The organism is Pseudomonas sp. OVF7 (assembly GCF_030644265.1).
GTDB classification, from domain to species: domain Bacteria; phylum Pseudomonadota; class Gammaproteobacteria; order Pseudomonadales; family Pseudomonadaceae; genus Aquipseudomonas; species Aquipseudomonas gorinensis.
Genome location: NZ_CP128996.1, coordinates 6395254 through 6421097 on the forward strand (window position 1 = coordinate 6395254; position 25844 = coordinate 6421097).

General features: G+C 61.2%; 22 protein-coding genes. 16 read left to right on the forward strand and 6 right to left on the reverse strand.

Features of this window, described 5'->3' with window-relative positions; genetic code table 11:
- Positions 1-16: 16 nt before the first annotated feature.
- The 4 genes from QU606_RS33125 (at position 17) to QU606_RS29130 (ending at position 3923) form a co-directional block, all read left to right on the forward strand.
- The gene (locus QU606_RS33125) at positions 17-781 is read left to right on the forward strand and encodes a methyl-accepting chemotaxis protein (protein ID WP_370531131.1); all 765 of its coding nucleotides are present in this window, start codon (positions 17-19) and stop codon (positions 779-781) included.
- A 187-nt stretch (positions 782-968) separates the two neighbouring features.
- Positions 969-2090, forward strand: a complete 1122-nt coding sequence (locus QU606_RS29120; protein ID WP_024077165.1) for a glycosyltransferase family 1 protein — start codon at positions 969-971, stop codon at positions 2088-2090.
- Positions 2083-2826 (forward strand): DUF2334 domain-containing protein, encoded by a 744-nt coding sequence (locus QU606_RS29125; RefSeq protein ID WP_304997886.1) that lies wholly within the window; start codon positions 2083-2085, stop codon positions 2824-2826. Before QU606_RS29120 ends, QU606_RS29125 begins: the two co-directional genes overlap by 8 nt.
- A complete protein-coding gene (locus QU606_RS29130) occupies positions 2823-3923 on the forward strand; it encodes a lysylphosphatidylglycerol synthase transmembrane domain-containing protein (protein ID WP_024077167.1) in 1101 nt (366 codons plus the stop codon). The genes QU606_RS29125 and QU606_RS29130 overlap by 4 nt, the downstream gene beginning before the upstream one ends.
- Positions 3924-4049: 126 nt before the next feature.
- Here the strand turns inward: QU606_RS29130 and purU are convergent, their stop codons facing one another.
- Positions 4050-4898 (reverse strand): formyltetrahydrofolate deformylase, encoded by an 849-nt coding sequence (purU, locus tag QU606_RS29135; protein ID WP_024077168.1) that lies wholly within the window; start codon positions 4896-4898, stop codon positions 4050-4052.
- Between the two features lie 351 nt (positions 4899-5249).
- Between purU and mvaT the strand changes: the two genes are divergently transcribed.
- Positions 5250-5624: a histone-like nucleoid-structuring protein MvaT gene (gene mvaT / locus QU606_RS29140; RefSeq protein WP_024077169.1), complete on the forward strand. Its 375-nt coding sequence runs from the start codon at positions 5250-5252 to the stop codon at positions 5622-5624.
- Positions 5625-5714: 90 nt separating this feature from the next.
- Here mvaT and sbcB read toward each other — a convergent pair whose 3' ends face one another.
- The gene (gene sbcB / locus QU606_RS29145) at positions 5715-7142 is read right to left on the reverse strand and encodes an exodeoxyribonuclease I (protein WP_102623798.1); all 1428 of its coding nucleotides are present in this window, start codon (positions 7140-7142) and stop codon (positions 5715-5717) included.
- Positions 7143-7309: 167 nt separating this feature from the next.
- Between sbcB and QU606_RS29150 the strand changes: the two genes are divergently transcribed.
- Genes QU606_RS29150 through QU606_RS29175 form a run of 6 tightly spaced genes read left to right on the forward strand, consistent with a single transcriptional unit; the run spans position 7310 to position 13980 of the window.
- Entirely contained in the window at positions 7310-8002 is a 693-nt protein-coding gene (locus QU606_RS29150) for an RDD family protein (RefSeq protein ID WP_041161009.1), read from the forward strand.
- Entirely contained in the window at positions 7999-8979 is a 981-nt protein-coding gene (locus QU606_RS29155) for a stage II sporulation protein M (RefSeq protein ID WP_069076921.1), read from the forward strand. The genes QU606_RS29150 and QU606_RS29155 overlap by 4 nt, the downstream gene beginning before the upstream one ends.
- A complete protein-coding gene (locus QU606_RS29160; protein ID WP_304997887.1) occupies positions 8966-10492 on the forward strand; it encodes a DUF4129 domain-containing protein in 1527 nt (508 codons plus the stop codon). The genes QU606_RS29155 and QU606_RS29160 overlap by 14 nt, the downstream gene beginning before the upstream one ends.
- Positions 10492-11649: a DUF4350 domain-containing protein gene (locus tag QU606_RS29165; protein WP_304997888.1), complete on the forward strand. Its 1158-nt coding sequence runs from the start codon at positions 10492-10494 to the stop codon at positions 11647-11649. Before QU606_RS29160 ends, QU606_RS29165 begins: the two co-directional genes overlap by 1 nt.
- On the forward strand, positions 11646-12641 hold the full coding sequence (locus QU606_RS29170; protein WP_024077175.1) for a MoxR family ATPase: 996 nt from the start codon (positions 11646-11648) through the stop codon (positions 12639-12641). Before QU606_RS29165 ends, QU606_RS29170 begins: the two co-directional genes overlap by 4 nt.
- Positions 12642-12648: 7 nt before the next feature.
- Positions 12649-13980 (forward strand): DUF58 domain-containing protein, encoded by a 1332-nt coding sequence (locus QU606_RS29175; RefSeq protein ID WP_024077176.1) that lies wholly within the window; start codon positions 12649-12651, stop codon positions 13978-13980.
- A 60-nt stretch (positions 13981-14040) separates the two neighbouring features.
- On the opposite strand, the gene QU606_RS29180 is transcribed toward QU606_RS29175, so the two are convergent.
- Together QU606_RS29180 and QU606_RS29185 are read right to left on the reverse strand one after the other, a co-directional pair.
- Positions 14041-14400: a PilZ domain-containing protein gene (locus QU606_RS29180; protein ID WP_041161290.1), complete on the reverse strand. Its 360-nt coding sequence runs from the start codon at positions 14398-14400 to the stop codon at positions 14041-14043.
- 226 nt (positions 14401-14626) lie between these two features.
- A complete protein-coding gene (locus QU606_RS29185) occupies positions 14627-15001 on the reverse strand; it encodes a hypothetical protein (protein ID WP_024077178.1) in 375 nt (124 codons plus the stop codon).
- A 175-nt stretch (positions 15002-15176) separates the two neighbouring features.
- Here QU606_RS29185 and pyk point away from each other — a divergent pair, with 175 nt between their 5' ends.
- On the forward strand, positions 15177-16628 hold the full coding sequence (gene pyk / locus QU606_RS29190; protein ID WP_024077179.1) for a pyruvate kinase: 1452 nt from the start codon (positions 15177-15179) through the stop codon (positions 16626-16628).
- A gap of 366 nt (positions 16629-16994) precedes the next feature.
- On the opposite strand, the gene QU606_RS29195 is transcribed toward pyk, so the two are convergent.
- A complete protein-coding gene (locus QU606_RS29195; protein WP_069076919.1) occupies positions 16995-17744 on the reverse strand; it encodes an enoyl-CoA hydratase-related protein in 750 nt (249 codons plus the stop codon).
- Positions 17745-17774: 30 nt separating this feature from the next.
- The gene (locus QU606_RS29200; RefSeq protein ID WP_024077181.1) at positions 17775-18707 is read right to left on the reverse strand and encodes an iron-sulfur-binding ferredoxin reductase; all 933 of its coding nucleotides are present in this window, start codon (positions 18705-18707) and stop codon (positions 17775-17777) included.
- Positions 18708-19202: 495 nt separating this feature from the next.
- Between QU606_RS29200 and QU606_RS29205 the strand changes: the two genes are divergently transcribed.
- The 4 genes from QU606_RS29205 (at position 19203) to QU606_RS29220 (ending at position 25819) form a co-directional block, all read left to right on the forward strand.
- Positions 19203-20726, forward strand: a complete 1524-nt coding sequence (locus QU606_RS29205) for a fumarate hydratase (RefSeq protein WP_024077182.1) — start codon at positions 19203-19205, stop codon at positions 20724-20726.
- A 392-nt stretch (positions 20727-21118) separates the two neighbouring features.
- A complete protein-coding gene (locus QU606_RS29210; RefSeq protein ID WP_041161010.1) occupies positions 21119-22885 on the forward strand; it encodes an ATP-binding protein in 1767 nt (588 codons plus the stop codon).
- Entirely contained in the window at positions 22879-24204 is a 1326-nt protein-coding gene (locus QU606_RS29215) for a sigma-54 dependent transcriptional regulator (RefSeq protein ID WP_024077184.1), read from the forward strand. Before QU606_RS29210 ends, QU606_RS29215 begins: the two co-directional genes overlap by 7 nt.
- A gap of 295 nt (positions 24205-24499) precedes the next feature.
- Positions 24500-25819, forward strand: coding sequence for an MFS transporter (locus QU606_RS29220; protein WP_024077185.1), 1320 nt, complete (start codon positions 24500-24502; stop codon positions 25817-25819).
- The last annotated feature ends 25 nt before the right edge of the window (positions 25820-25844 follow it).

The following is a 25844-nucleotide window of genomic DNA, read 5'->3' on the forward strand; positions in this document are numbered from 1 at the left end:
CGCCTCCAACTCGTCAATGGTCAACTCCGACGAGCAGGCCAACCGTACCAACAGCGTTGCCGCCGCCATCAACGAGCTAGGGGCCGCGGCCCAGGAAATCGCCCGCAACGCTGCGCAAGCATCCAACCAGGCCAGCGATGCGCGGCAGTTGGCCGAAGACGGTCAACAGGTGGTTGATCGCAACATCAAGGCGATGACCCAGCTGTCCGCGATGATCAGCACTTCAAGCAGCAATATCGAAGCACTTAACAGCAAGACGGTGAATATCGGCCAGATTCTTGAGGTAATCACCAGTATTTCCCAGCAAACCAACCTGCTGGCACTCAACGCCGCCATTGAAGCGGCGCGTGCCGGGGAAGCCGGACGCGGGTTTGCGGTGGTCGCCGATGAGGTGCGCAACCTCGCGCATCGCACCCAAGAGTCGGCGCAGCAGGTGCAGACCATGATCGAGGAGCTGCAAATCGGCGCCCGAGACTCGGTCAGCACCATGAGCGAAAGCCAGCGCCACAGCCTCGACAGTGTGGAAATCGCCAACCTGGCCGGCGAACGCTTGAACAGCGTGACCCAGCGCATCGGTGAGATCGACGGGATGAACCAGTCCGTCGCCACCGCCACCGAGGAGCAGACGTCGGTCGTGGAGTCGATCAACATGGACATCACCGAGATCAATACGCTTAACCAGGAAGGCGTGGAAAACCTGCAATCAACCCTGCGCGCGTGCTCGGACCTGGAACAGCAGGCGGCACGGCTGAAGCAACTGGTGGGTAGTTTCCGCATCTGACAGGCAGCCCTCTCTCTCGCGATAGCGCAGCATCAGTCGGTGACGTATTGACTGAACCACGGCTATCGCGAGTGAACCCGCTCCCACACTGACGCTGTTCGAACTCGATCGCACCGTGCATCCCCAATCTCGATCGAACATCTATCCTTACCTCAGGTCCACGTTAGGAGAGCAACGGATAGGAGGGATGTTCATCGTGCACATTGCGGACATAACCATGTTCTACGCCCCTGCCAGCGGTGGCGTACGCACTTATCTCGACGCCAAGCATCGGCGTCTGGCGCTCAAGCCCGGCATTCGCCACAGCCTGTTGATCCCCGGCGCGCACTTGAGCGAACAGGATGGGATCTTCAAGGTGCCGGCGCCTGCCCTGCCCTTCGGCAAAGGCTATCGCTTCCCCCTTCGGCTCGCGCCCTGGCGAAATGTCCTGCATGACTTACAGCCCGATCTGATCGAAGTTGGCGATCCCTACCTGACCGCCTGGGCGGCACTGGATGCGCGGCGCCAGCTGGATGTGCCGGTCATCGGCTTCTACCATTCCGATTTACCGCTGCTGGTGAGCAACCGCATGGGGCCTTGGTTTACCCCTAATGTCGAGGCGTATGTCAGCAAGCTCTACGGCAATTTCGATCGGGTATTGGCGCCGAGCCAAGTGATGGCCGACAAGCTCATCGGGCTTGGGGTCAGGAATGTGTTCGTGCAGCCGCTGGGTGTCGACCTGCAGACCTTCACGCCGGCCGTGCGCGACCCCGGCTTGCGCGCCGAACTGGGGATTGATGAAGACACCCGCCTGCTGATCTTCGCCGGGCGAGGTTCCAAGGAAAAAAACCTGCCGGTGCTGCTCAAGTGCATGAAGCGCCTGGGGGATGGCTACCACTTACTGTTAGTGGGCTCTGGCATGCCGGCCAGCGTACCGGACAACGTCACGGTGATCGATGGGTTCCGCCCCGCCCTCCATGTCGCCCGGTTGATGGCCAGTGCCGACGCGCTGCTGCATGCCGGAGACCAGGAAACCTTCGGCCTGGTGATCCTGGAGGCCATGGCCTGCGGTATCCCGGTCGTTGCCGTGGCGGCCGGTGCGTTCACTGAGATTGTCGACGAGCGCTGCGGCCTGCTCTGCGCGCCCAACCACCCCAAAGCGATGGCCGATGCCGTGCGCGAGTTGTTCGGCACCGATAGTCGGCGCCTGGGGGAGCAGGCACGACGCCATGTCGAACAGCATTACGCCTGGGACACGGTGGTCGATAGCCTGCTGGGTCATTACTACGCGGTGCTGGGCCGCCACAAACCGATGCTCGCCCATGGTTGAGCGCTCGGTTTTACTGGTGCTGCACGATGTCGCGCCGCACACCTGGACCGACTATCGCCCATTTGTCGAAGCTGTCGACGCCTTGGGCGCCGTGCCGATGACCTGGCTGGTGGTGCCGGACTTTCATCATCGTGACGCCCTGGCCGCCCACACTGATTTCCGACGGTTGCTCGACACCCGCGTCGCCAAGGGCGATGAACTGACGTTGCACGGCTACTACCATTGCGACGATCAACCGCCACCGCGCTCGCCAAAAGAGTGGTTCATGCGCCGGGTCTATACCCATGAAGGCGAGTTCTACCAACTGCCCCAGGTCCAGGCCTTGCAGCGTATTACCGATGGCATCGAGGTGTTCCGACGCAATGGCTGGCCGCTGCAGGGTTTCGTCGCCCCTGCCTGGCTGATGAGCCAGGGCACTCGCCAGGCACTACGCCAATTACCCCTGAGCTACACCAGCGACCCGCAGCACCTGTATCGCCTGCCCGACTTCACCGCGCTCAATGCGCCGGGGCTGGTGTGGAGCGCGCGCAGCGCCTGGCGCCGTGGCTTGTCCAAAGTCCTCAGCGACCGACGTGAGCAACACTGGCAAGCAGCCCCGGTCATTCGCCTGGGGTTACACCCGGTGGACATGCGCCATGAGTTTTCCCGCCGTTATTGGCTGGACACCCTGCAACGCCTGTTGAACGCCGGACGCACTCCACTGACCAAGGCCGCGTGGCTGGCGATGCAACCGTGAGCCGATTGATCTGGCTGTTGCTCGCCCTGCTGGTCGCGCTGGTGATTCCCGTGGGATTGGGGGGCAGCGAAACCATAACGCGCCTTCGGCAATTCCCCTTGCCGCTGCTGTTGCTGATGTTTGTCATGATTGTCCTGTGCTGGCTGATCAACAGCCTGCGCATCCGCTTATTGCTGGGCATGCACCGTGGCCGGTTGGGGCGACTTAAATGCCTTGGGGTGGTGATCTCGACTGAGTTCGCCATGTGCGCCACACCCGGTGGCAGCGGTGGGCCGCTGACCTTGATGGCCTTGCTGGCACGCCACGGTATACGCCCGGCCCACGGCAGCGCGGTCTTCGCCATGGACCAGTTGAGCGACTTGCTGTTTTTTCTTTGTGCGCTGGTGGGGATCGCGTTGTACGCGCTGTTCCACAGCCTCAATCCACGCCTGGAATGGTTGCTGGGGCTCAGCGCCGTATCGATGACCGGGGGCGTTGTCAGTTGCCTGCTCATGGTGCGATTTCATCGGCGCCTGATTCGCCTGATAGGCCTGGCACTCAAGGCCCTAAAGGTTCGGGCCACGACACGGCGGCGCTGGGCACGCCGGCTGCTGCATTTTCTAGCGGCATTCAGTGACACGCTGAAACTGCCTTGGCACACACTGGTGGCAGTGTTCGCGCTGACCAGTCTGCATTGGCTATTGCGTTACAGCGTGCTGTACCTGGCGCTACGCGGGCTGGGCGGCGATGTGCAGTGGGCCTGGAGCTTCCTGATCCAGATGCTGTCTTTGACGGCGGGGCAATTCAGCCTGTTACCGGGCGGTGCCGGCGCGGCGGAACTGACGTCGGCGGCCTTGCTGGCGCCCATGGTGGGCAAATCCACCGCCGCGGCGGCGATTTTGATCTGGCGGGCGGTGACCTATTACTTCTATCTGTTGGCCGGTGGGCCGGTGTTTGTGCTGATGGTTGGCAAACCACTGCTCAAGCGTCTTTTTCAGGGTAAGCAGGTTGCTCCTGCAACTGCTCCCATAACTGGGCAGCCCCTGGGAAGTCCGTACCATCCTCGGCATCCAGCGCATCCGGGTCATAGCGACTCAGACACCCCTCGCCCAACGTAGCGGGCGCCTTGGATGTGGCTTTATCGAGCGGGTCGGTCATGGGCTTGTCCTCTTATGCCGATCAATAAAAAGGGCCTGCGACGATTTAACGCCCAGGCCCTTCTTTGTTCAATCAAAACACGATGATCAGAACACGACCGTCTTGTTGCCGTGCACCAGCACGCGGTCTTCCAAGTGATAACGCAGGCCACGGGCCAGCACCATCTTCTCGACGTCGCGGCCGAAACGCACCATGTCTTCAATGCTGTCGCTATGGCTGACACGCACCACGTCCTGCTCAATGATCGGGCCGGCGTCCAGTTCCTCGGTCACGTAGTGGCAGGTTGCGCCAATCAACTTCACACCACGCAGGGAAGCCTGGTGATAAGGCTTGGCACCGACGAACGACGGCAGGAAGCTGTGGTGGATATTGATGACCTTGCCGGCGTATTCGCGGCACAGGTCCGGTGGCAGGATCTGCATATAGCGCGCCAGTACCACCACATCAGCGTCATGCTGCTTGACCAGGCGGGAGACCTCGGCGAACGCGGGCTCCTTGTCCTGTGGGTTGACCGGTACGTGGTAGTACGGGATGCCATGCCACTCGACCATGCTGCGCAGGTCGTCATGGTTGGAGATCACACAGGCAATCTCACAGTCCAGTTCATCGCTGTGCCAGCGGTGCAGCAAGTCAGCCAGGCAGTGGGATTCGCGGCTGGCCATCAGCACCACGCGTTTTTTCTGCTCGGTGTCGGTGATGCGCCAGGTCATCGAAAACTCTTCGGCGATCGGCGCAAACGCCTCACGAAAAGCTTCAAGACCAAAGGGCAGCGTATCGGCACGAATTTCGTGACGCATGAAGAACCAACCGCTGAGATTGTCCGAGTGATGGCTCGCCTCGGTGATCCAGCCGTTGTGGGAAGCCAGAAAGTTACTGACTTTGGCAACGATGCCAACCCGGTCCGGGCAAGCTATCACCAGCCGAAAAGTGCGCATTAGGGGGGAACTCCAGAACTTCGCAAAGGCCGCTATTCTAGCGATTACGCAGAAAAACTGTAGTATTCCTTGAGGCTTATTCTGACAGCCCGGCCTGGCCACAGCCCTTAATAGCGTAAGGTTTTAGCACTGCTATATGAAGATGCATGGGCAAGCACGTGCAGTTGCGAGGGAAATTAACGAGATTATCTATAGCCGTACCCTCTACTAATTAACTCAATTGCATCGCTTTGCCACAAACATTCAAAGTAATTCACATAAATGCGTTCTTAAATGTTTACTTGATGAAATTGCCTGACTATTATTGGGCCACTATCCCTGTCAATCAGCGCTCTACATAAGGTAGTCCACATGTCTCTGATCAACGAATACCGTGCCACCGAAGAAGCTATCAAAGAACTGCAAGCCCGTTTGAAGAACCTGTCCCAAGACGACAAGCTGCAAACCGAGCTGGAATTCGAAGGCAAACTGCGCACCCTGATGGGCGAATACTCCAAATCCCTGCGTGACATCATTGCGCTGCTGGATCCAGAATCGAAAGTTAAAGCACCACGTGGCGCCGTAAAAACTACCGGCACCAAGCGTGCTCGTAAGGTCAAGCAATACAAAAACCCACACAACGGCGAAGTGATTGAAACCAAAGGCGGCAACCACAAGACGCTGAAAGAGTGGAAAGCCAAGTGGGGCGCTGACGTGGTTGAAGGTTGGGCTACCCTGCTGGGCTAAGCCTTGCCAGGCTTGCGCCTGATACGCGACACATTAAAAACGCCAGCTTGCTGGCGTTTTTTATTGCCTGCAGATTCTGCAATTAGCTGACTACAGCTTCAAGCGCGCCGCTAATGCATTGGCAAACTCCTGCCATTGATCGAGCACCTGGCATTGAAACGGCGTAGCACTAACAGCCAACTCCTGGCGCGCCTGATTAAATGCTTCCAGGGTATTGGGGGCGCCCCATTGTGGATCGCTCAAACGTTGCTGACAGAAGAATTGCCAGCGTTGCTGCTCCTCACTGTTCAAGGTGTCAGGAAAGTTACGCGCTCGGTAGCGGAATAATAATTCCGGCAAACGCTGATCATCAAATGGCCACTGCTGGCTCGCTAATTGCGCAGGCTCTGCCGCTCGCACTTGCTCGCATAAACGACGATCACGATCACCGATAAAACCATCGTAGAGCTGCTGCTCCGGGTCGGTCACCGGTGCAAACTCTTCATCCGCGTAAATCGCCGCCAACTTGTCGCGCCAAACTTCCTGTGCGTCAGTTAGCCGCAGCGCACGCGCCTGATAAGCGTCCATATCCAATTGCAGCCGCGCACGGTCTTGGGCACGCAGCACGTTCAACGGTGCGACCACTGGACAGCGGTTGATATGCAACAACTTGAGCGGCACCGGCAACTCGCCTTCGGCCAGTTCATCACGGCGAGTATAGAGGCGTTGGCGCAAGGTCTCGGCGTCCACGTCCAACAGGCCCTGCGGGTCGAGCCCGAGGTCGCAGACGATCAGCGCATTGCGATTGCGCGGGTGCCAAGCCAGGGGCAATACAACCCCCAGATAATGGCGTTCGGCAGAAAAACGCCCGGAGATATGCACCATCGGTTGCAGCAGGCGCACCTGGTCCATCACCCGCTGCTTGCTGCGCAGCTGGAACAGCCAGTCGTACAACTTGGGCTGTTTCTCGCGCACCAGCCGGGCCAGGGCAATGGTGGCGCGCACATCGGACAAGGCATCATGGGCCTGGCCATGCTCGATGCCATTGGTCTCGGTCAAACGCTCAAGCTTGAGCGTGACACGCCCATCCTGCTGGGGCCAGGTGATCCCTTCCGGGCGCAGCGCATAGGCGGTTCGCACCACATCGATCAAATCCCAGCGACTGTTCCCGCCCTGCCATTCACGCGCATAGGGGTCGAAAAAGTTGCGATAGAGGCTGTAGCGCGTCATCTCATCGTCAAAGCGCAGGGTGTTGTAACCAGCGCCACAGGTGCCGGGGGCCGCCAGTTCTGCATGCACCCGAGTCATGAAGTCGGCTTCGGCCAAGCCCTTTTGCGCCAGGATGCCCGGGGTAATGCCGGTAATGGCGCAGGCCGCCGGGTGAGGCAGGATATCGTCACTGGGTCGGCAATACAGGTTGACCGGTGCGCCAACCTCATTGAGGTCGAGGTCAGTGCGGATACCCGCTACCTGAAGGGGGCGATCGCTGCGCGGGTTGATGCCGGTGGTTTCATAGTCGTACCAGAAAATGGAGGTCACGGGCTGTTCCTGTGCTGAAGATCGACAAAGTCTAGGCGCTGCAAGGCGTTCGGGGCCAGCGCTACCTTAACGGTACAAACACCCAGAAAAACCTTGAATGGTTGCTTCCACCGCCGACACTGCTAGCATCCGTGTCTTCCAACTGCCCTGCACTGCCAAGGATCGCGATGCCATCAGCCCCATTGGATACCCGTTACCAGATCGAGACCCCGGAGGGCATCGACCTGCCCTTGCGCCCGGCCGGCCTGCTGCCACGCGCGCTGGCCTTTGCCTTCGACCTGGGCGTGCGCGGGCTGTTCATGGGCATCCTGCTGGTGCCTTTGGCCCTGCTCGGCAATATCGGCATAGGCCTGGGTTCGCTGCTTCTGTTCCTGGTCAGTTGGTGGTACATGGTGCTGTTTGAAGTTCTCAACCAGGGCTGCTCCCCCGGCAAGCAAGTCATGGGCCTGCGCGTGGTACAGGACGACGGCACGCCTGTTGGCTGGTCCGCTTCGCTTATCCGCAACCTGCTGCGCTTTGTCGACATGCTGCCTTTCGGTTACTTTCTCGGCGCCATCAGTTGCCTGCAACATCCTCATTTCAAACGACTGGGCGACCTGGCCGGCGGCACGCTGGTGATCTACCGTGAACACCCCCTGGCTCGTCCACAGGTGCCCCCGGCGGCGGCCCTGCGCCTGCCCTTCGCCCTGGAGCTCAGCGAACAACGTGCGATCCTGGGTTTCGCGGAACGCCAGGGCCAACTGTCGGCTGAGCGGGTACACGAACTGGCCTCAATCCTTGCAACGCCCCTGCAAGTATCCCCGGCTCGCGCCGTGGAGCAGCTCAATGGCGTGGCGCGTGGCTTACTGGGGCCGACATGAAGCAGAGCCTGTTCGAAAGTCGTCATCAAGCGCAATGGCAAGCCTTCGCCGAGCAACTGAAGCAGTTGGAGCAAGGCAACGCCAAGGCCGGTGATGTGGCCGACTTCCCTCATCAATATCGACGCTTGTGCCAACATCTCGCCCTGGCCCAGGAGCGTGGCTACAGCAGCTACCTGGTGGACCCGTTGCAACAGCTGGCACTGCGCGGCCACCAACAGTTGTACCGCCATCGCAGCCAGTTGGGGGCTAACCTGTTGAGTTTCGTCCTGGCCGACTTCCCTCGGCTGGTGCGTGAACAATGGCGTTTCGTATTGATCGCCAGCCTGCTGTTTTTCGGCAGCCTGGTGGGTATCGCGCTGCTGGTGTACCTGTTCCCCGAGCTGATCTACAGCATCGTCAGCCCCCAGCAGGTGGCCGAGATGCAAAGCATGTACGACCCCGATGCCAGTCGCCTGGGCCGCGTCGCCGACCGCGCCTCCAGTGAAGACTGGATGATGTTCGGCTACTACGTGATGCATAACATCGGCATCGCCTTCCAGACCTTTGCCGCCGGCTTGCTGTTCGGGCTGGGCAGCGTGTTTTTCCTGATTTTCAACGGCCTGATCATCGGTGCCGTCTCCGGGCACCTCACTGAAATCGGTTATGGCCAGACTTTCTGGTCATTTGTCATCGGCCATGGCGCATTCGAACTCAGCGCCATTGCCCTGGCCGGCGCGGCGGGCTTGCAGTTGGGCTGGGCGCTGATCGCTCCCGGCCGGTTGACCCGTGGCGAGGCCCTGCGGCTGGCAGCGCACAAAAGCGTGCAGATGCTCTGCGGTGTCATGGCCTTCCTGCTGATCGCAGCCTTTATCGAAGCCTACTGGTCATCCATTACCTCGGTCGCTCACTGGGTGAAATACCTGGTTGGTGCCGGGCTCTGGCTACTGGTGGCCGCCTACCTGATCCTTGCCGGACGGACTCATCATGCGCCTGAGTGATGCCAGCGTCGTGATTCGTCCCCGTACGACCTGGGAAGCCATGGACCTTGGCGTATTAATGGCCCGGGAACACCGCCTGTTGTTAATGGCCAGTTGGGCCATCGTCACCCTCCCGGTGTTCATCCTGTTGACCGCACTACTGTGGCAATCCCCGTCCACGGCCATATTCCTGTTCTGGTGGTTAAAGCCCGCCTTCGACCGCCTGCCATTGCATATCCTGTCCAAAACCTTGTTTGGCGAGACGCCCAGCCTCAAGCAGGCCGTGCGCCAATGGCCGCGACTGCTCAAGGGCCAGTTGCTGGCCAGCCTGACCTGGCGGCGGTTCAGCCTGAGCCGCAGCTTTGTGATGCCGGTTAGCCAACTCGAAGGCCTGGATGGCCCGGCACGCCAAAAACGCCTGGGTGTATTGCAGCAACACAACGCCGGGGCCGCACGCTGGTTGACCATCCTAGGCGTGCATCTGGAGATTGGTCTCTGGTTTGGCTGCATGGCGCTGTTCTATCTATTGATTCCACAGCAGCTTGAACTGACCTGGGACTGGCAACGCCTGGCGCTGGCGGGCGATTCAGAAGGGCTATGGCTGGAGCACCTGGGCAACGCCTTCTATGCGCTGATCCTGGTGTTCTGGGAACCGATCTACATCGCTTGCGGCTTCAGCCTCTATCTCAACCGCCGCACCGTGCTGGAGGCCTGGGACCTGGAGCTGGTATTCCGCCGCCTGCGCCAACGCTTGAGCAGTGTCGCGCCATTGCTGTTGCTGGTGGCCGGGCTGATGTTGCTGCCGTTCAGCCCACAGGCCCTGGCAGACAACCCCATATCACCCAAGCCACTGACGCCCCAGGCCTCCAGCCAATCGATCAAGGCGCTGCTGGACGTGCCCCCCTTCAAGAACCCGGAAACCGTCACCCACTACCGTTTTGGCGAGGATAAACCCGTCGTCAAAAACAAAGAGCACGGCGACGGCAAGCTGCCGGCCTGGCTCCAGGCGCTGCTGGACAATCTCAACAGCGATACCTTCAAGCCCGTCGCCCAAGCCCTGGAAGTGCTGCTATGGAGCTTGCTGGCAGGTAGCGTGGCCTTGCTGATCTGGCGCTATCGTGATTGGCTGCGCACGTTTGTCAGCCGGCAAGTGCCACTCAAGCCTGAAATCACCAGGCCGGTGCCGTCGCAATTATTCGGCCTGGAACTGGCCACCGAAACCTTGCCAGACGATATCGCCGCTACCGCCGAACAACTCTGGGCCACCCAACCACGGGAAGCCCTCGGCCTGCTGTATCGCGGCCTGCTCAGTCGGTTATTGCACGACTTCGACCTGCCGCTGAAAAGCGCAGACACCGAGGGCCAGGTCCTGGCTCGCATTCATCAGTTGCAACAACCGCAACTGCTGGCCTTCAGCGATGATCTGACCCGTCATTGGCAGAACCTCGCCTATGGTCATCGCCTCCCACCGGCCTTGGCACAACAGCAACTGTGCCGAGATTGGCGCGCCCTGTTCAACGCGGGGGCCGCATGATGAAACAACCGTTATTGTGGGTGGGGCTGCTGCTGGCATGCCTGTTGGGAGCGGGCGGCTTGTACGCGTGGCAGAAGGCTATCCCGTATGAGCAAGTAGTGGATCGCGGTCCATCGCCGGAGGCGCTGGCCAATCCCTACCTGGCAGCCGAGCATTTCCTGCGCCAGCAAGGCCTGTCGGTGGGGCATGCCAACGGCCTTGATCGGCTTGACGACTTGCCAGCCAAGGGCCACAGCCTGTTGTTGCTAGGTGAGCGCAGCAACATGACCCCACGCCAGGTGGATCAACTGCTGGCGTGGGCCAGGTCCGGCGGGCACCTGTTGGTGGTCGCCGAAGCACTGTGGGATGAAGAGACCGGTAAGAGCGGTGACTGGCTGCTCGATCGCCTGCACATCCACCAGACATTGAGCGATGACCCTGAAGCCCCCTCCCCGGCCCCCAAGAAGAAAACGCCGGACCTGACCAAGCTCTATGTCGACAATGAAACCGCTCCGGCCTATTTCAGCTTCGATACCGACTTCAATCTCACCGACCCCAAGCATGTCGCGCAGTTTTCCGCCAACAGCGCCAGGTCCAGCCACCTGATGCAACTCGACCTCGGGCAAGGCAATGTGACGGTGGTCACTGACAGCGACCTGTGGAACAACGCGAACATCGGCAAGCACGATAACGCCTGGCTGCTGTGGTACCTGAACCAGGGCACTGACGTGACCTTGCTGTTCAACAGCGACGTGGACGATCTGTTCACCCTGCTGCTGCGCCATTTCCCCCAGGCCCTGGTCGCACTCGCCGCGCTGCTCATCCTGGCACTCTGGCACGCCGGCATGCGCCAGGGGCCGATCCAGGCGCCCGCCCCCAAGGCTCGCCGACAATTGCAGGAGCACTTGAAGGCCAGCGCCGATTTCCTCATGCGGCGCAACGGCCAAGGCACGCTGCTCCGTGCCTTGCAGCGCGATATCCTGCGCGCCGCCCGGCACCGCCGCCCCGGTTTTGAACACCTCGACACCGAAGAACAGTGGCGGGTCCTTGAACACCTGACACGCCAACCCTCCCACGTCATCAATCAGGCCCTCGGCCCACTTTCGGCAAAACGGCTTTCCAGCGCCGATTTCAGCCGTCAGGTGGCATGCCTGCAAACTCTCAGGAATGCCCTATGAGCGACTTTCCAACGGCCACGGCCCTGACCAGCGAAACCCTGCAACTCGCCAGCCAGCAGGCCCAGTCCCTGCGCATTGAACTGCGCAAGGCGGTCATCGGTCAGGATCAGGTAATCGATGACGTACTCACTGCGCTGATCGCCGGTGGCCATGTGCTGCTTGAAGGCGTACCCGGGCTGGGCAAGACCCTGCTGGTGCGGGCCCTGGCCCGTTGCTTTGGCGGCGATTTCGCACGTATCCAGTTCACGCCGGACCTGATGCCCAGCGATGTCACCGGCCATGCCGTGTACGACCTGCACACCGAACAATTCAAACTGCGCAAGGGGCCGCTGTTTACCCACTTGCTGCTGGCCGATGAAATCAACCGCGCGCCAGCCAAGACCCAGGCAGCGCTGCTCGAAGCCATGCAGGAACGCCAAGTCACCCTTGAGGGCGAGGCCTTGCCGATCGGCCAGCCGTTCATGGTGTTGGCGACCCAGAACCCCATCGAGCAGGAAGGCACCTACCCGCTGCCCGAGGCCGAACTGGATCGCTTCATGCTCAAGGTACGCATGGACTATCCCGACTCCCGGCAGGAACTGGACATGGTGCGCGAAGTCACGCGTTCGTCCCGGGCCGACATGCTGGATGTCCAACCGCTGCGAGTCGTGCTGCAAGCCGGGGATGTACTGAAGTTGCAGCAGATAGCCAGTGAGCTGGCGCTGGACGAGCAAGTGCTGGACTACGCCGTGCGCCTGGCCCGGGCCACCCGCAGTTGGCCGGGGCTGACCATCGGTGCAGGTCCGCGCGCCTCCATTGCCCTGGTACGCGGTGCCCGTGCCCGAGCTCTGCTGCGCGGGGGCGAGTTCGTCACCCCGGACGACATCAAGGGCTGCGCCTTGGCGGTGCTGCGCCACCGGGTTCGTATCGCTCCCGAACTGGATATCGACGGACTGGAGGTGGACCAGGTGCTCAAGCAACTGCTGGACCAGATTCCGGCGCCTCGCCAATGAGCCGTCCATGAAGCCGACTCGTCTGCTGTTGAGCTGGCTCGGCGTGCTGCTGGGCTTGAATATCCTGCTGGGTACGGCGGCAGCGTTGCAGCTCAAGCTACCCACCAGCCTGCATTCAGTCGCCTGGGGCCTGCTGCTGGCGCTGTTGCTGCTGGCACTACTGGACGCAGCTCGCCTGCACCGCCGCCCCTCCGTGCGGGTACAACGGCAGATGCCAGGCAGCCTGGCGCTGGGCCGCTGGGGAGAAGTACGCCTGAAACTCGAACATGATTACCCACAGCCGCTGACCGTACAGGTGTTCGATCACGTCCCCGACGGCTTGAGTGTGGAGAATATGCCCCAGTCCATCGAACTGCGCCCGGGCGAATGCAGTGAATTGGGCTATCGCCTACGCCCTTTGCGGCGCGGCCATTTCAGTTTCAGTCAATGCGAGATACAGCTGCCCAGCCCCTTGGGGCTGTGGGCCGCACGACGCTTTACCCAAGCCAGCGATGCCACCCGCGTCTACCCGGATTTCGCCCGCCTGTATGGCGCCCAGCTATTGGGTGTGGATAACTGGCTGAGCCAACTGGGAGTGCGTCAACGCCAGCGACGGGGGTTGGGCCTGGAGTTTCACCAGTTGCGCGAGTTCCGCGAGGGCGACAGCCTGCGGCAGATCGACTGGAAGGCCACCGCGCGCCAACGCACGCCGATTGCCCGGGAATACCAGGACGAGCGCGACCAGCAGATCGTGTTCATGCTCGATTGTGGCCGACGCATGCGCAGCCAGGATGCCGAACTGTCCCACTTCGATCACGCACTCAACGCCTGCCTGCTGCTCAGTTATGTCGCCTTGCGCCAGGGCGATGCGGTGGGCCTGTGTACCTTTGCCTGCGACCAGCCGCGCTACCTGGCCCCCGTCAAGGGCACCGGCCAGTTGAACCTGTTGCTCAACGCCGTATACGACCTGGACACCACCCGACGCACAGCCGATTACGAGGCCGCAGCCAGTCAGTTACTGGCGCGGCAAAAACGTCGGGCATTGGTCATTGTGGTGACCAACCTGCGGGATGAGGACGATGAGGCATTACTGACAGCGGTCAAGCGCATCGGCCGACAGCACCGGGTGATGGTCGCCAGCCTGCGCGAAGACGTACTCGACCAATTGCGCCAGTCGCCGGTGCAAACCCTGCCCGAAGCGCTGGCCTACAGCGGCACCGTCGACTACCTGAATAAAAGGGACGAACTGCACGAACGCTTGAGCGCCCATGGGTTGTCGGTACTGGATACACCACCCTCAGGGCTGGGGCCGGCCTTGGTGACACGTTACCTGGGCTGGAAAAAAGCCGGCGTCCTGTGAAGGTCACACACGCCCCAACGTGGATAGCCCGACCTAAGCCGGGCGCGCAGCAAGTAGTGTCTAGGCAGAAGCCTGCAAGGGATCGAAGCTGAAGTAATGCAATAAGGCGTTGATCAGAAGACTGTACTCTGGCGACGCATCAACCACCCTGAACCCGGAATCATAGTGCTGCGGGTTGACGTCCTCATGGCTCCATAAACAGGCAGCTGTAAGGTCAATGGCCTGAAAATCGCCGTCGGCCGCAGGAATCTTCAAGCGCAGCTCGAACTCTACGTCGACCATCATCGGCAATTGGCTGATCAACATCAGCCCATCTTCGGACACGTTACCCAAGTAGCCAATGGGTTTGTCCGTCAGCCGGTTGAACACTTGCAGGAAACAAGACAACTGATGTCGCTCAATCCGTCGATCAGTAAACATGATGAAATCGCCATCCATTGGCCATGACTCTGGCCTTACCAGTGATTCGGAACGGCTAATGCAAGGCCGCTCTCCCTGGGAATCGGTGCGACAACAGCAAGCGCCTTGTCACTCTACGGCTGCCAATCCCAAGCCTTCCATCCGTATGAGTACAAACTTGTACAAACGGACACTCAAAGAATAGCCCAAGACTGGCGACGGGCCAGCTATAGAATGACAAATATCATCACAACGAGGCCGGACGTGGCTGCGCAACGCTCGCGCCGGGGTAATGCCCGAGTTGCTGCAGGGTATCGAGCCGGGCACGGGCCCGATAAGCGTACTCACTGGACGGGTACTGATTAATGATGAACTGATAGGTCTGCACCGCATCGACAAACAGCTTCTGCCGCTCCAGGCATTGCCCGCGCAACATCGAGACCTCAGGTTGCACATAGCGGCGGGTACGGCTTTCACGGTCGACCTGGGACAATTCCAGGGTCACGCGTTCGCAGTCACCGACCCCGTACGCACGGTAGGCGTTGTTCAAATGGTGGTCCATCGACCAGCGGGTGCAGCCGGTAACGCTGACGGCCAGGGCAGCAATGAGCAAAATTCGCATGGGGGTTCTCCTGTCTTGTGCAGTGTATCGACCCCTGGTCGAAAATCTTCAAGGATGTTCATTTATTCAATCGAAGCGAAAACAAGCGAATGGCCGATAAGTAGTGCAAACGAACAATGACTACAACCAAAGAGCATAGTAGCCTTCCTCAGCGCTTGAACTCAGGAGTCTGTGCATGTCCGTCCGTCGTACCAAAATCGTCGCCACCCTTGGCCCGGCCAGCAACTCGCCGGAAGTCCTCGAACAGCTGATTCTGGCTGGTTTGGACGTTGCCCGTCTGAACTTCTCCCACGGCACTCCGGACGAGCACAAGGCTCGCGCCAAGCTGGTGCGAGACCTGGCCGCCAAGCATGGCCGCTTCGTCGCATTGCTGGGTGACCTGCAAGGCCCGAAAATTCGTATCGCCAAATTCGCCAACAAGCGGATCGAGCTGAAGATCGGTGACAAGTTCACCTTCTCCACCAGCCACCCGCTGACCGAAGGTACCCAGGAAGTCGTCGGTATCGACTACCCGGACCTGGTCAAGGACTGCGGCGTCGGCGACGAACTGCTGCTGGATGACGGCCGTGTGGTCATGCGCGTCGACACCGCTTCCGTCACCGAGCTGAACTGCACCGTGATCATCGGCGGCCCGCTGTCCGACCACAAGGGCATCAACCGTCGCGGCGGTGGCCTGACCGCCCCGGCCCTGACTGAAAAAGACAAGGCCGACATCAAGCTCGCCGCCGAAATGGAAGTGGATTACCTCGCCGTATCCTTCCCGCGCGACGCCGCCGACATGGAATACGCCCGTAAGCTGCGCGACGAAGCCGGCGGTACCGCCTGGCTGGTGGCGAAGATCGAACGCGCCGAAGCCGTGGCCGACGACGAAACCCTCGACGGCCTGATCAAGGCGTCGGACGCCGTAATGGTTGCCCGTGGCGACCTGGGCGTGGAAATCGGTGACGCCGAGCTGATCGGTATCCAGAAGAAGATCATCCTGCACGCACGCCGCCACAACAAAGCGGTGATCGTGGCGACCCAGATGATGGAGTCGATGATCCAGAACCCGATGCCGACCCGCGCCGAAGTGTCCGACGTAGCCAACGCCGTGCTCGACTACACCGACGCGGTGATGCTTTCTGCAGAAAGCGCCGCAGGCCCGTACCCGCTGGAAGCCGTCCAGGCCATGGCGCGTATCTGCGTCGGCGCTGAAAAGCACCCGACCAGCAAGACCTCCAGCCATCGCATCGGCAAGGTCTTCGAAAGCTGCGACCAGAGCATCGCCCTGGCGGCCATGTACACCGCCAACCACTTCCCAGGTGTTAAAGCGATCATCGCCCTGACCGAAAGTGGCTACACGCCGTTGATCATGTCGCGCATCCGTTCCTCGGTGCCGATCTACGCGTTCACCCCCCACCGTGAAGCCCAGGCTCGCACGGCGCTGTTTCGTGGCGTGTATACCATTCCGTTCGATCCGGCTTCGCTGGCACCCAACGAAGTCAGCCAAAAGGCCATCGACGAGCTGGTCAAACGCGGCGTCGTAGAGAAAGGCGACTGGGTCATCCTGACCAAGGGCGACAGCTACCACACCACCGGTGGCACCAATGGCATGAAGATCCTGCACGTTGGCGACCCAATGGTCTGAGTGATCGGTTGAAAAACGAAAGCCCCGCCATGTGAATGGCGGGGCTTTTTTGTCAGTTAAAAAAACATTCACGGCCCATTGTCTACTGTCAGCTCTACCCGTAGACGCCACCCACGAACAGGCGCCCAATCGTGTGTGCGGTCAGACCTAAGGCATATACCGCACCTGCCGCTCTATTCAATTCATGCCGTGTGGAAAGAGCTGAAGTACCCAATAGCAGGCTGGTGGTGGCCGGCGTCTCGGGAGTTGCTGGCAATCGCGTTGCCAGCATGGTGAGAATTTTCGGCTACTGATGTTCTCGCTTTTCCAGAAAGGGCTCCTCCAGGCAGGCACGGCTGAGGTCGTGCCCGCTCCGCCTGATTAGCCTTACTTCCTTGAGATAACCTCCGACAAGGCTGCGATCGCTTCAGAGGATTTCAGGCGCTGGACAAACAACGCGCCCTCCTCCTCGATCACTCGCCGCAACTGCTCACGGTCCACACTTTTCATCAATTGCTTGGTGACTTGCACCGCACCCGACGCCAGGGTGTCAAAGCGTTCGGCGATTTCTCGCGCCTTGGCCAAGGCGGCTTCGCCACTGCCCAGCGCCTCGGTGGCAATGCCCCAAAGGGCCGCCTGTTCGCCTGTGAACCCCTCCCCCAGCAGCAACAACTCAGCCGCCTTCGCGTGCCCCAGCAAGCGCGGCAGGATCAGGCTTGACCCAAATTCGGGACACAGCCCCAGATTAACGAACGGCATGCGCAAACGAGCATCGCGACTGACGTACACCAGATCGCAGTGCAGCAGCAGCGTCGTGCCAATGCCCACCGCTGCGCCCGCCACGGCGGCGATCACTGGTTTGCGGCAATTGAGCAGGCTTTTCATAAAGTGGAACGGTGGGCTGTCGAGGTCGCTGGGCGGCTGTTCAAGAAAGTCGCCGATGTCGTTGCCGGCGGTAAAACACGCGTGGCTGCCCTGAATCAGCACGGCGCTGATGGCGGGGTCCGCGTCAGCCTGCTCCAGCGCTTCGGCCAACTGCGTGTACATGGCGCGGGTCAGGGCGTTTTTCTTGTCGGGGCGGTTGAACTGCAGGGTCAGCAACCCACGTTCGCGCTGCTGCAGGATGGCGTCGGTCATGGTCAGTCTCGCGGCTGTAGAATTCAGCGCTCAACCACGGGGCAAGAACACATCGGCCAGCAGTTGATTGCGCGGCAATCCCGCCAGGAACAGGCGCTTGGAGAAGGCCTCGACGTTGGCGGGGTGCCCGCAGAGTAAGGCCAGAGTTTGCCGCGAAACAAGCCGCAGTTGCGCCAATGCCTGGGCTTGCTCCGCCGCGGTCCATAGCTCCACCGTCAGGTTCGCATGCTGCGCGGCCAGCGCGGCCAGGGGTTCGGCCAGGTAATGGCCACTGGCATCATGGGCGAGATGAATCACGCGGATAGCCCCCTGGTGATTCTGGCGCAACGCCTCGCGCAGCACGCCCCACAACGGGCCCATACCGGTACCGGATGCCAGCAGCCACAGCGGCTGGGTTTGCCAGGCGGGGTCGTATTGCAACGCGCCGCCGCGCAGTTCGCCCAGGCGCAGGCGGTCTCCGACACGCAGCTGCCGAGCGGCATCGCTGAACGCGCCAGGCTGGCGACACTCGAGATGAAACTCCAGGAATGGATCTTCCTGGGGCAGGCTGGCCAGGGAGTAGGGCCGCGCCACCTGCCCCGCCCACAACACCAGATGCTGCCCGGCCCGGTAGCGCAGGCCGCGCTCCGGTTGCAGGCGCAAGCGCAGTACCGTCGTGTTCAGCCAGTCGGCGCCTACCACTTCGGCCGACAGACCGTCGCGTGTCGGATCGTACGCTTCGACCCGCAAGTCCGCCGTCACCTGGCACTGACAGGCCAGGCGCCAGCCATCCTGGCGCTGTGCCGGGCTGAGGGCGTCGGGTTGCTTGTCCTCGACGTCGCCCTGGCATCGCACCAGGCATGCATGGCAACTGCCGGCGCGGCAACTGTAGGGCACGGCGACGCCGGCCTGGTTCAGGGCATCCAACAGGTTGCTGCCGGTGGAGACCGACCAGTGGCGTTCGCCGACGTGCAGTTCAGGCATACAAGGACTCAAACATTGCGAAGATTGCTAACGATAACGCGGGCAGCATGACGAAACGCATTTTTGTGGCAAGCGGGCTTGCCATAATGCCTGTCAGCCAAGGAGGAACACTGTAACTGTGGCGAGCGGGCTTGCCCCGCGTTGGGCTGCGAAGCAGCCCCAGAACCCGCCGCTGAGGAGTGCCTGATACTCCGTATTCCGATTGATTGGGGCTGCTGCGCAGCCCAACGCGGGGCAAGCCCGCTCGCCACAACAAGCCCGCTGCTGTTTGCTCGTTCTATCTCTTAACTGACAGGCATTCGGGCTTGCCACAGAGTTTGACCATCGTCGGGTGTATCGGCCACCACGCCGGGTTATACTGCCGCGCCTTTTTAGCGTCGCGCCAACAATACCTGCTCTTCTTGGCGACGCGCCTTGGAAAGGTGGTTTCAGCCGACCGATGCACTTCACTGAAGCCACCTTTATTGAATGTTCCCTTATAGAGGAGCGCGACTCATGACCGTGATCAAGCAAGACGACCTGATTCAGAGCGTTGCCGACGCCCTGCAATTCATTTCCTACTACCACCCCGTTGACTTCATCCAAGCGATGCACGAAGCCTATCTGCGCGAAGAATCGCCAGCGGCCCGCGACTCCATCGCGCAGATCCTGATCAACTCGCGCATGTGCGCCACCGGCCATCGCCCGATCTGCCAGGACACCGGTATTGTCACCGTGTTCGTGCGCGTGGGCATGGATGTACGTTGGGATGGCGCCACCATGGGCCTGGACGACATGATCAACGAAGGTGTGCGTCGCGCCTACAACCTGCCGGAAAACGTCCTGCGTGCATCGATCCTCGCCGACCCGGCAGGCGCGCGCAAGAACACCAAGGACAACACCCCCGCAGTCATCCACTACTCCATCGTCCCGGGTAACACCGTGGAAGTGGACGTGGCGGCCAAAGGCGGTGGTTCCGAGAACAAGTCGAAGATGGCCATGCTCAACCCGTCCGACTCGATCGTCGACTGGGTGCTCAAGACCGTTCCGACCATGGGCGCCGGCTGGTGCCCACCGGGCATGCTCGGCATCGGCATTGGCGGCACCGCCGAGAAAGCCGCGGTGATGGCCAAGGAAGTGTTGATGGAATCCATCGACATCCACGAGCTGAAAAAGCGCGGCCCGTCCAACCGTATCGAAGAGATGCGCCTGGAGCTGTTCGAGAAGGTCAACCAACTGGGCATCGGCGCCCAGGGCCTGGGCGGCCTGACCACCGTGCTCGACGTGAAGATCATGGACTACCCGACCCACGCCGCTTCGCTGCCGGTGTGCATGATCCCCAACTGCGCCGCCACCCGTCACGCGCACTTCGTGCTCGACGGTTCGGGCCCGGCGTCGCTGGAGGCGCCACCGCTGGACGCCTACCCGGAAATCGTCTGGGAAGCCGGCCCTTCGGCCCGTCGCGTCAACCTCGACACCCTGACCCCGGAAGACGTGCAGAGCTGGAAGCCGGGCGAAACCGTGTTGCTCAACGGCAAGATGCTCACCGGTCGCGATGCCGCGCACAAGCGCATGGTCGAGATGCTGAACAAGGGCGAAGCCCTGCCGGTGGACCTCAAGGGTCGCTTCATCTATTACGTCGGCCCGGTTGATCCCGTGCGCGAAGAAGTGGTTGGCCCTGCCGGCCCGACCACCGCAACGCGGATGGACAAGTTCACCCGCCAGATCCTCGAGCAAACCGGCCTGCTGGGCATGATCGGCAAATCCGAACGCGGCCCGGCCGCCATCGAAGCGATCAAGGACCACAAGGCCGTGTACCTGATGGCCGTCGGCGGCGCTGCTTACCTGGTGGCGCAAGCCATCAAGAAGTCGCGTGTGGTGGCTTTCGCCGAACTGGGCATGGAAGCGATCTACGAGTTCGACGTGAAAGACATGCCGGTCACCGTGGCGGTGGACAGCAAGGGCGAATCCGTCCATATCACCGGTCCTGCCATCTGGCAGAAAAAGATCAGTGAAAGCCTGGCGGTGGAAGTGCAGTAAGCACTTTCCCCGCAAGGATAAAGGCGACTGCGGCGATAAGCCCGGTCGCCTTTTTTTCTGACTGCCGATTGCCCTTTGGCAATCGAGGCGGTCACGGGCGACCAGGCGTCCTGTGGCAAGCGGGCTTGCCATAATGCCGTTCAGTTAAGGCTTTTTTGTAGAAGCGAGCTTGCTCGCGAAGAACTCACAGGCGCCGCGTTCACTCAGGAAACACGCGTTATCGTTGACGTTTTTCGCGAGCAAGCTCGCTCCTACAGAAGGCGATGTACGCTTAACTGAACGGCATTAGGGCTTGCCACAACAAGCCCTCTAGCCACCGTAGCCTCTCCCACCACAAGATCCAGGCAGCTCATGCTATGGTGCTCCCCCTTACTGCGCCTGTTCATCATCGTATGATCGTGATCCCTCGCCCACTGCGCCTGACCTTCTATTCCCTGCTCATCATCGCCGGTGCACTGCTGGCCGCGGCCCTGGCCACGCGCCACGCCGAACGCGTGGCCCTGGTGGACGATGCCGCCCGCGCCAACCAGCAACTCGCGTTGTACGCCAACTCCCTGCACACCTTGATCGAACGCTACCGCGCCCTGCCCGCCGTACTGGCCTTGGACTCGGAAATGATCAGCGCCTTGAAAGGTCCGCTGGATGCCACCACCCAGGACATGCTCAACCGCAAACTGGAACGCATCAACGGTGCCGCCCAGTCTTCCACCCTGGAGTTGATGGACCGCACCGGCCTGGCCGTGGCCGCCAGTAACTGGAACCTGCCCAGCAGTTATGTCGGGCACAACTACGCGTTTCGACCTTACTTCAGCCAAACCCAGAGCCAGGGCGCCGGGCGCTTTTATGCGGTCGGGGTGACCACCGGGGTGCCGGGGTACTTCCTCTCCAGCGCGGTGCTCGATGAACATGAGCAGTTCCTCGGCGCCATGGTGGTCAAGCTGGAATTCCCCGAGCTTGAACGCGAGTGGGCCCAGGGCAATGACCTGCTGCTGGTCAGCGACGCGCGCGGTATCGTGTTTATCGCCAACCAGCCCGGCTGGCGTTATCGCAACCTGAGCCCGCTGTCGGCCAGCGACCTGGCCGAACTCAAGGCCACCCGCCAATACGACAAAAAACAATTGCAGCCCCTGGAAACCCAGGCGTTGCAACGCTTCGACGACAACAGTCACCTGATGCGCGTCAACGGACCTGACGGCAACGCCAACTACATCTGGGAATCCTTGCCGCTGAAGGCTGAGGGCTGGACCCTGCACCTGCTGCGCAAGCCCCAATTCGCCTTTGAAGACCAACGCAACGCCGGCCTGGCCGCCGCTGGCTCCTGGCTGGCGCTGGTGTTTCTGGTGCTGTTCCTGACCCAGCGCTGGCGCCTGGCCCGCTTGCGGCAGCGCAGCCGCGAAGAGCTCGAACAGCTTGTGGAGGAGCGTACCCAGGCGCTGCGCACCGCTCAGGACGGCCTGGTGCAATCGGCCAAATTGGCGGCGCTGGGGCAGATGTCTGCCGCCCTCGCCCATGAAATCAACCAACCGCTGACCGCCCAGCGCATGCAGTTGGCGACCCTGCGCCTGCTGCTTGACCACGGCCGTATAGACGATGCCTACAAGGCCCTGACCCCACTGGACGATATGCTCACACGCATGGCCGCGCTGACCGGCCACCTCAAGACCTTCGCGCGCAAGAGCCCCAGCGGCCTGCGCGAACGCCTGGACCTGGCCACCGTAGTCGATCAGTCTCTGCAGTTGCTCGACGCGCGCCTGCGCGATGAAGGCATCGGCACCCTGCTGGACCTGACCCGCCCCGCCTGGGTACGCGGCGATGCGATCCGCTTGGAACAGGTACTGATCAACCTGCTGCGCAATGCCCTGGATGCGATGGCGAACAAGCCGCGCAAACGCCTCGAAATCCACCTGCACGCTGATGAGCAGCTGTGGCGACTGACCGTCAGCGACAGCGGTGGCGGCATTGCCGAAGAACACCTGAACAGCGTGTTCGACCCCTTCTTCACCACCAAGCCGGTGGGAGACGGCCTCGGGTTGGGGTTGGCGGTTTCCTACGCTATCGTGCACGAACTGGGCGGGCGCCTGATCGCCGGCAACCGTGGCGACGGCGCCGTCTTCACCCTGACCCTGCCTATCGCACTGGAGACACCCGACCTATGTTGAATGCGGTGATTGTGGTCGATGACGAAACCAGCATTCGCACGGCCGTCGAGCAATGGTTGAGCCTGTCGGGATTTGAAGTGCAGCTTTTCAGCCGTGCCGAAACGTGCCTGGCGCAGTTGCCCAAGGATTTTCCCGGGGTGATTCTGAGCGACGTGCGCATGCCCGGGCTCAGCGGCCTGGAGCTGCTGGCCGAAGTGCAGCGCCGTGATGCCGACTTGCCGGTGATATTGCTCACTGGCCATGGCGACGTACCGATGGCCGTCGAAGCGATGCGCGACGGTGCCTACGATTTCCTGGAAAAACCCTTCAGCCCCGATGCGCTGCTCAACAGCCTGCGCCGCGCGCTGGACAAACGTGGGCTGATTCTCGAAAACCGTCGCCTGCATCAACAGGCCGACCACCGGGAGAAACTGGAGAACAGCCTGCTGGGGGTGTCCCGAAGTTTGCAAAACCTGCGACGCCAGGTGCTGGACCTGGCGACGTTGCCGGTCAATGTGCTGATCCGTGGCGAAACCGGTAGCGGCAAGGAAATGGTCGCCCGCTGCCTGCATGATTTTGGTCCTCGGGCGAAGAAGCCGTTTGTGGCGCTCAATTGCGCGGCGATCCCAGAGCAGCTGTTTGAAGCCGAGTTGTTCGGCCACGAAAGCGGTGCATTCACCGGCGCCCAGGGCAAGCGCATCGGCAAGCTGGAATACGCCCACGGCGGCACCCTGTTCCTGGATGAAATCGAAAGCATGCCCCTGGCCCAGCAAGTGAAATTGCTACGGGTGCTGCAGGAGCAAAAGCTGGAGCGGCTCGGCTCCAACCAAAGCATCCACGTCGATTTGCGCATCATCGCCGCCACCAAGCCGGACCTGCTGGAAGAGGCTCGCGCCGGGCGCTTTCGCGAAGACCTGGCCTACCGGTTGAACGTCGCACAACTGCGCCTGCCACCGCTGCGTGAGCGCCGCGAAGATATTCCCTTGCTGTACGAGCACTTTGCCCAGAGCGCCGCCGAACGCCTAGGCCGCAGTGCCGAGCCATTGAGCGGCCCGCAACTGGGACGCCTGCTCAGCCATGACTGGCCGGGCAATGTGCGCGAACTGGCCAACGTCGCCGAACGTCAGGTCCTGGGGCTGGGCGATCCGGAACCCGAGGGCATCGAGGTCGGGCAATCGCTGGCGGCGCAGCAGGAGGCGTTCGAGGCGCACTGCCTGAAAGCCGCGCTGGCGCGGCACAAGGGCGATATCAAGGCGGTGCTGGCCGAGTTGCAACTGCCGCGCCGTACCTTCAATGAAAAGATGCAGCGCCATGGGTTGGTGCGGGAGATGTTTCTCTAGGCGAATCCTTGTGTTGACTCGCAGGCCGCTATCGGGGGCAAGCCCCCTACCACATTTTGATCTGTGAACACGCTCAAGTGTGGGAGGGGGCTTGCCCCCGATGAGGCCTGCAGCGATAAGCGGATTTCCGCTCACCCCCCTTAAAACCATCAGCGACTTTCCGCTCAAAAAATCCGCCAACCCCCTCTAGACCGGGCGTTCATCCAGCTGGCACAGCTCCTGCTATAGCTCGAGCCAGGCTGCGTTCGCTTTGCTCACGCCGCTCCATAAAAACAACTAGATGAAGGATCCTTCAATGGATAACTCCAACGCCCTGCCTCTGGGGTCGGCGGCCGCGCCGACAAAAGAGCGCACAACTTCCAGCCGGATCAAGTCGATTTTCAGCGGCTCTGTCGGCAACATGGTCGAGTGGTACGACTGGTACGTCTACGCCGCTTTCTCGTTGTACTTCGCAAAAACCTTTTTCCCGAAAGGCGACACCACCGCCCAACTGCTCAATACCGCCGCGATCTTCGCCGTGGGCTTCCTGATGCGCCCGATCGGCGGCTGGCTGATGGGCCTGTACGCCGACAAAGTGGGGCGTAAAAAGGCCTTGATGGCCTCGGTGTACCTGATGTGTTTCGGCTCGCTGCTGATTGCCCTGAGCCCGAGCTATGAAGTCATCGGTATCGGCGCGCCGATCCTGCTGGTATTTGCCCGTTTGCTGCAGGGCCTGTCGGTCGGGGGCGAATACGGCACCTCCGCCACCTACCTCAGCGAGATGGCAACCAAGGAGCGTCGTGGTTTCTACTCCAGCTTCCAATACGTGACCCTGATCTCTGGCCAGCTCATCGCTCTGGCCGTACTGATCGTGCTGCAACAATTGCTGACCACCGAGCAGTTGTATGCCTGGGGCTGGCGCATCCCGTTCGCCATCGGCGCCCTGTGCGCGGTCGTGGCGCTGTACCTGCGTCGTGGCATGGAGGAAACCGAGTCGTTCACCAAGAAGGAAAAAGCCAAGGAAAGCGCAATGCGCACCTTGATGCGCCACCCCAAGGAACTGATGACCGTGGTCGGCCTGACCATGGGCGGTACCCTGGCCTTCTACACCTACACCACCTACATGCAGAAGTACCTGGTGAACACCGTCGGCATGAGCATCTCCGACTCCACCACCATCTCGGCGGCCACGCTGTTTCTGTTCATGTGCCTGCAACCCCTGGTCGGTGGGCTGTCGGACAAGATCGGCCGTCGGCCGATCCTGATCGCATTCGGTATCCTCGGCACCCTGTTCACCGTGCCGATCCTCACCACCCTGCACACCATCCAGACCTGGTGGGGCGCGTTCTTCCTGATCATGGCGGCGCTGATCATCGTCAGCGGCTACACCTCGATCAACGCGGTGGTGAAGGCCGAGCTGTTCCCGACTGAAATCCGCGCGCTGGGCGTGGGCCTGCCGTATGCACTGACCGTGTCGATCTTCGGCGGTACCGCTGAATACATCGCGCTGTGGTTCAAGAGCATTGGCATGGAAACCGGTTATTACTGGTACGTGACGGCCTGTATCGCGGTGTCTCTGGCGGTCTATGTGACCATGAAGGACACCCGCAAACATTCGCGGATTACCACGGACTAACCGCTGGATGCAGTAAAAAATGTGG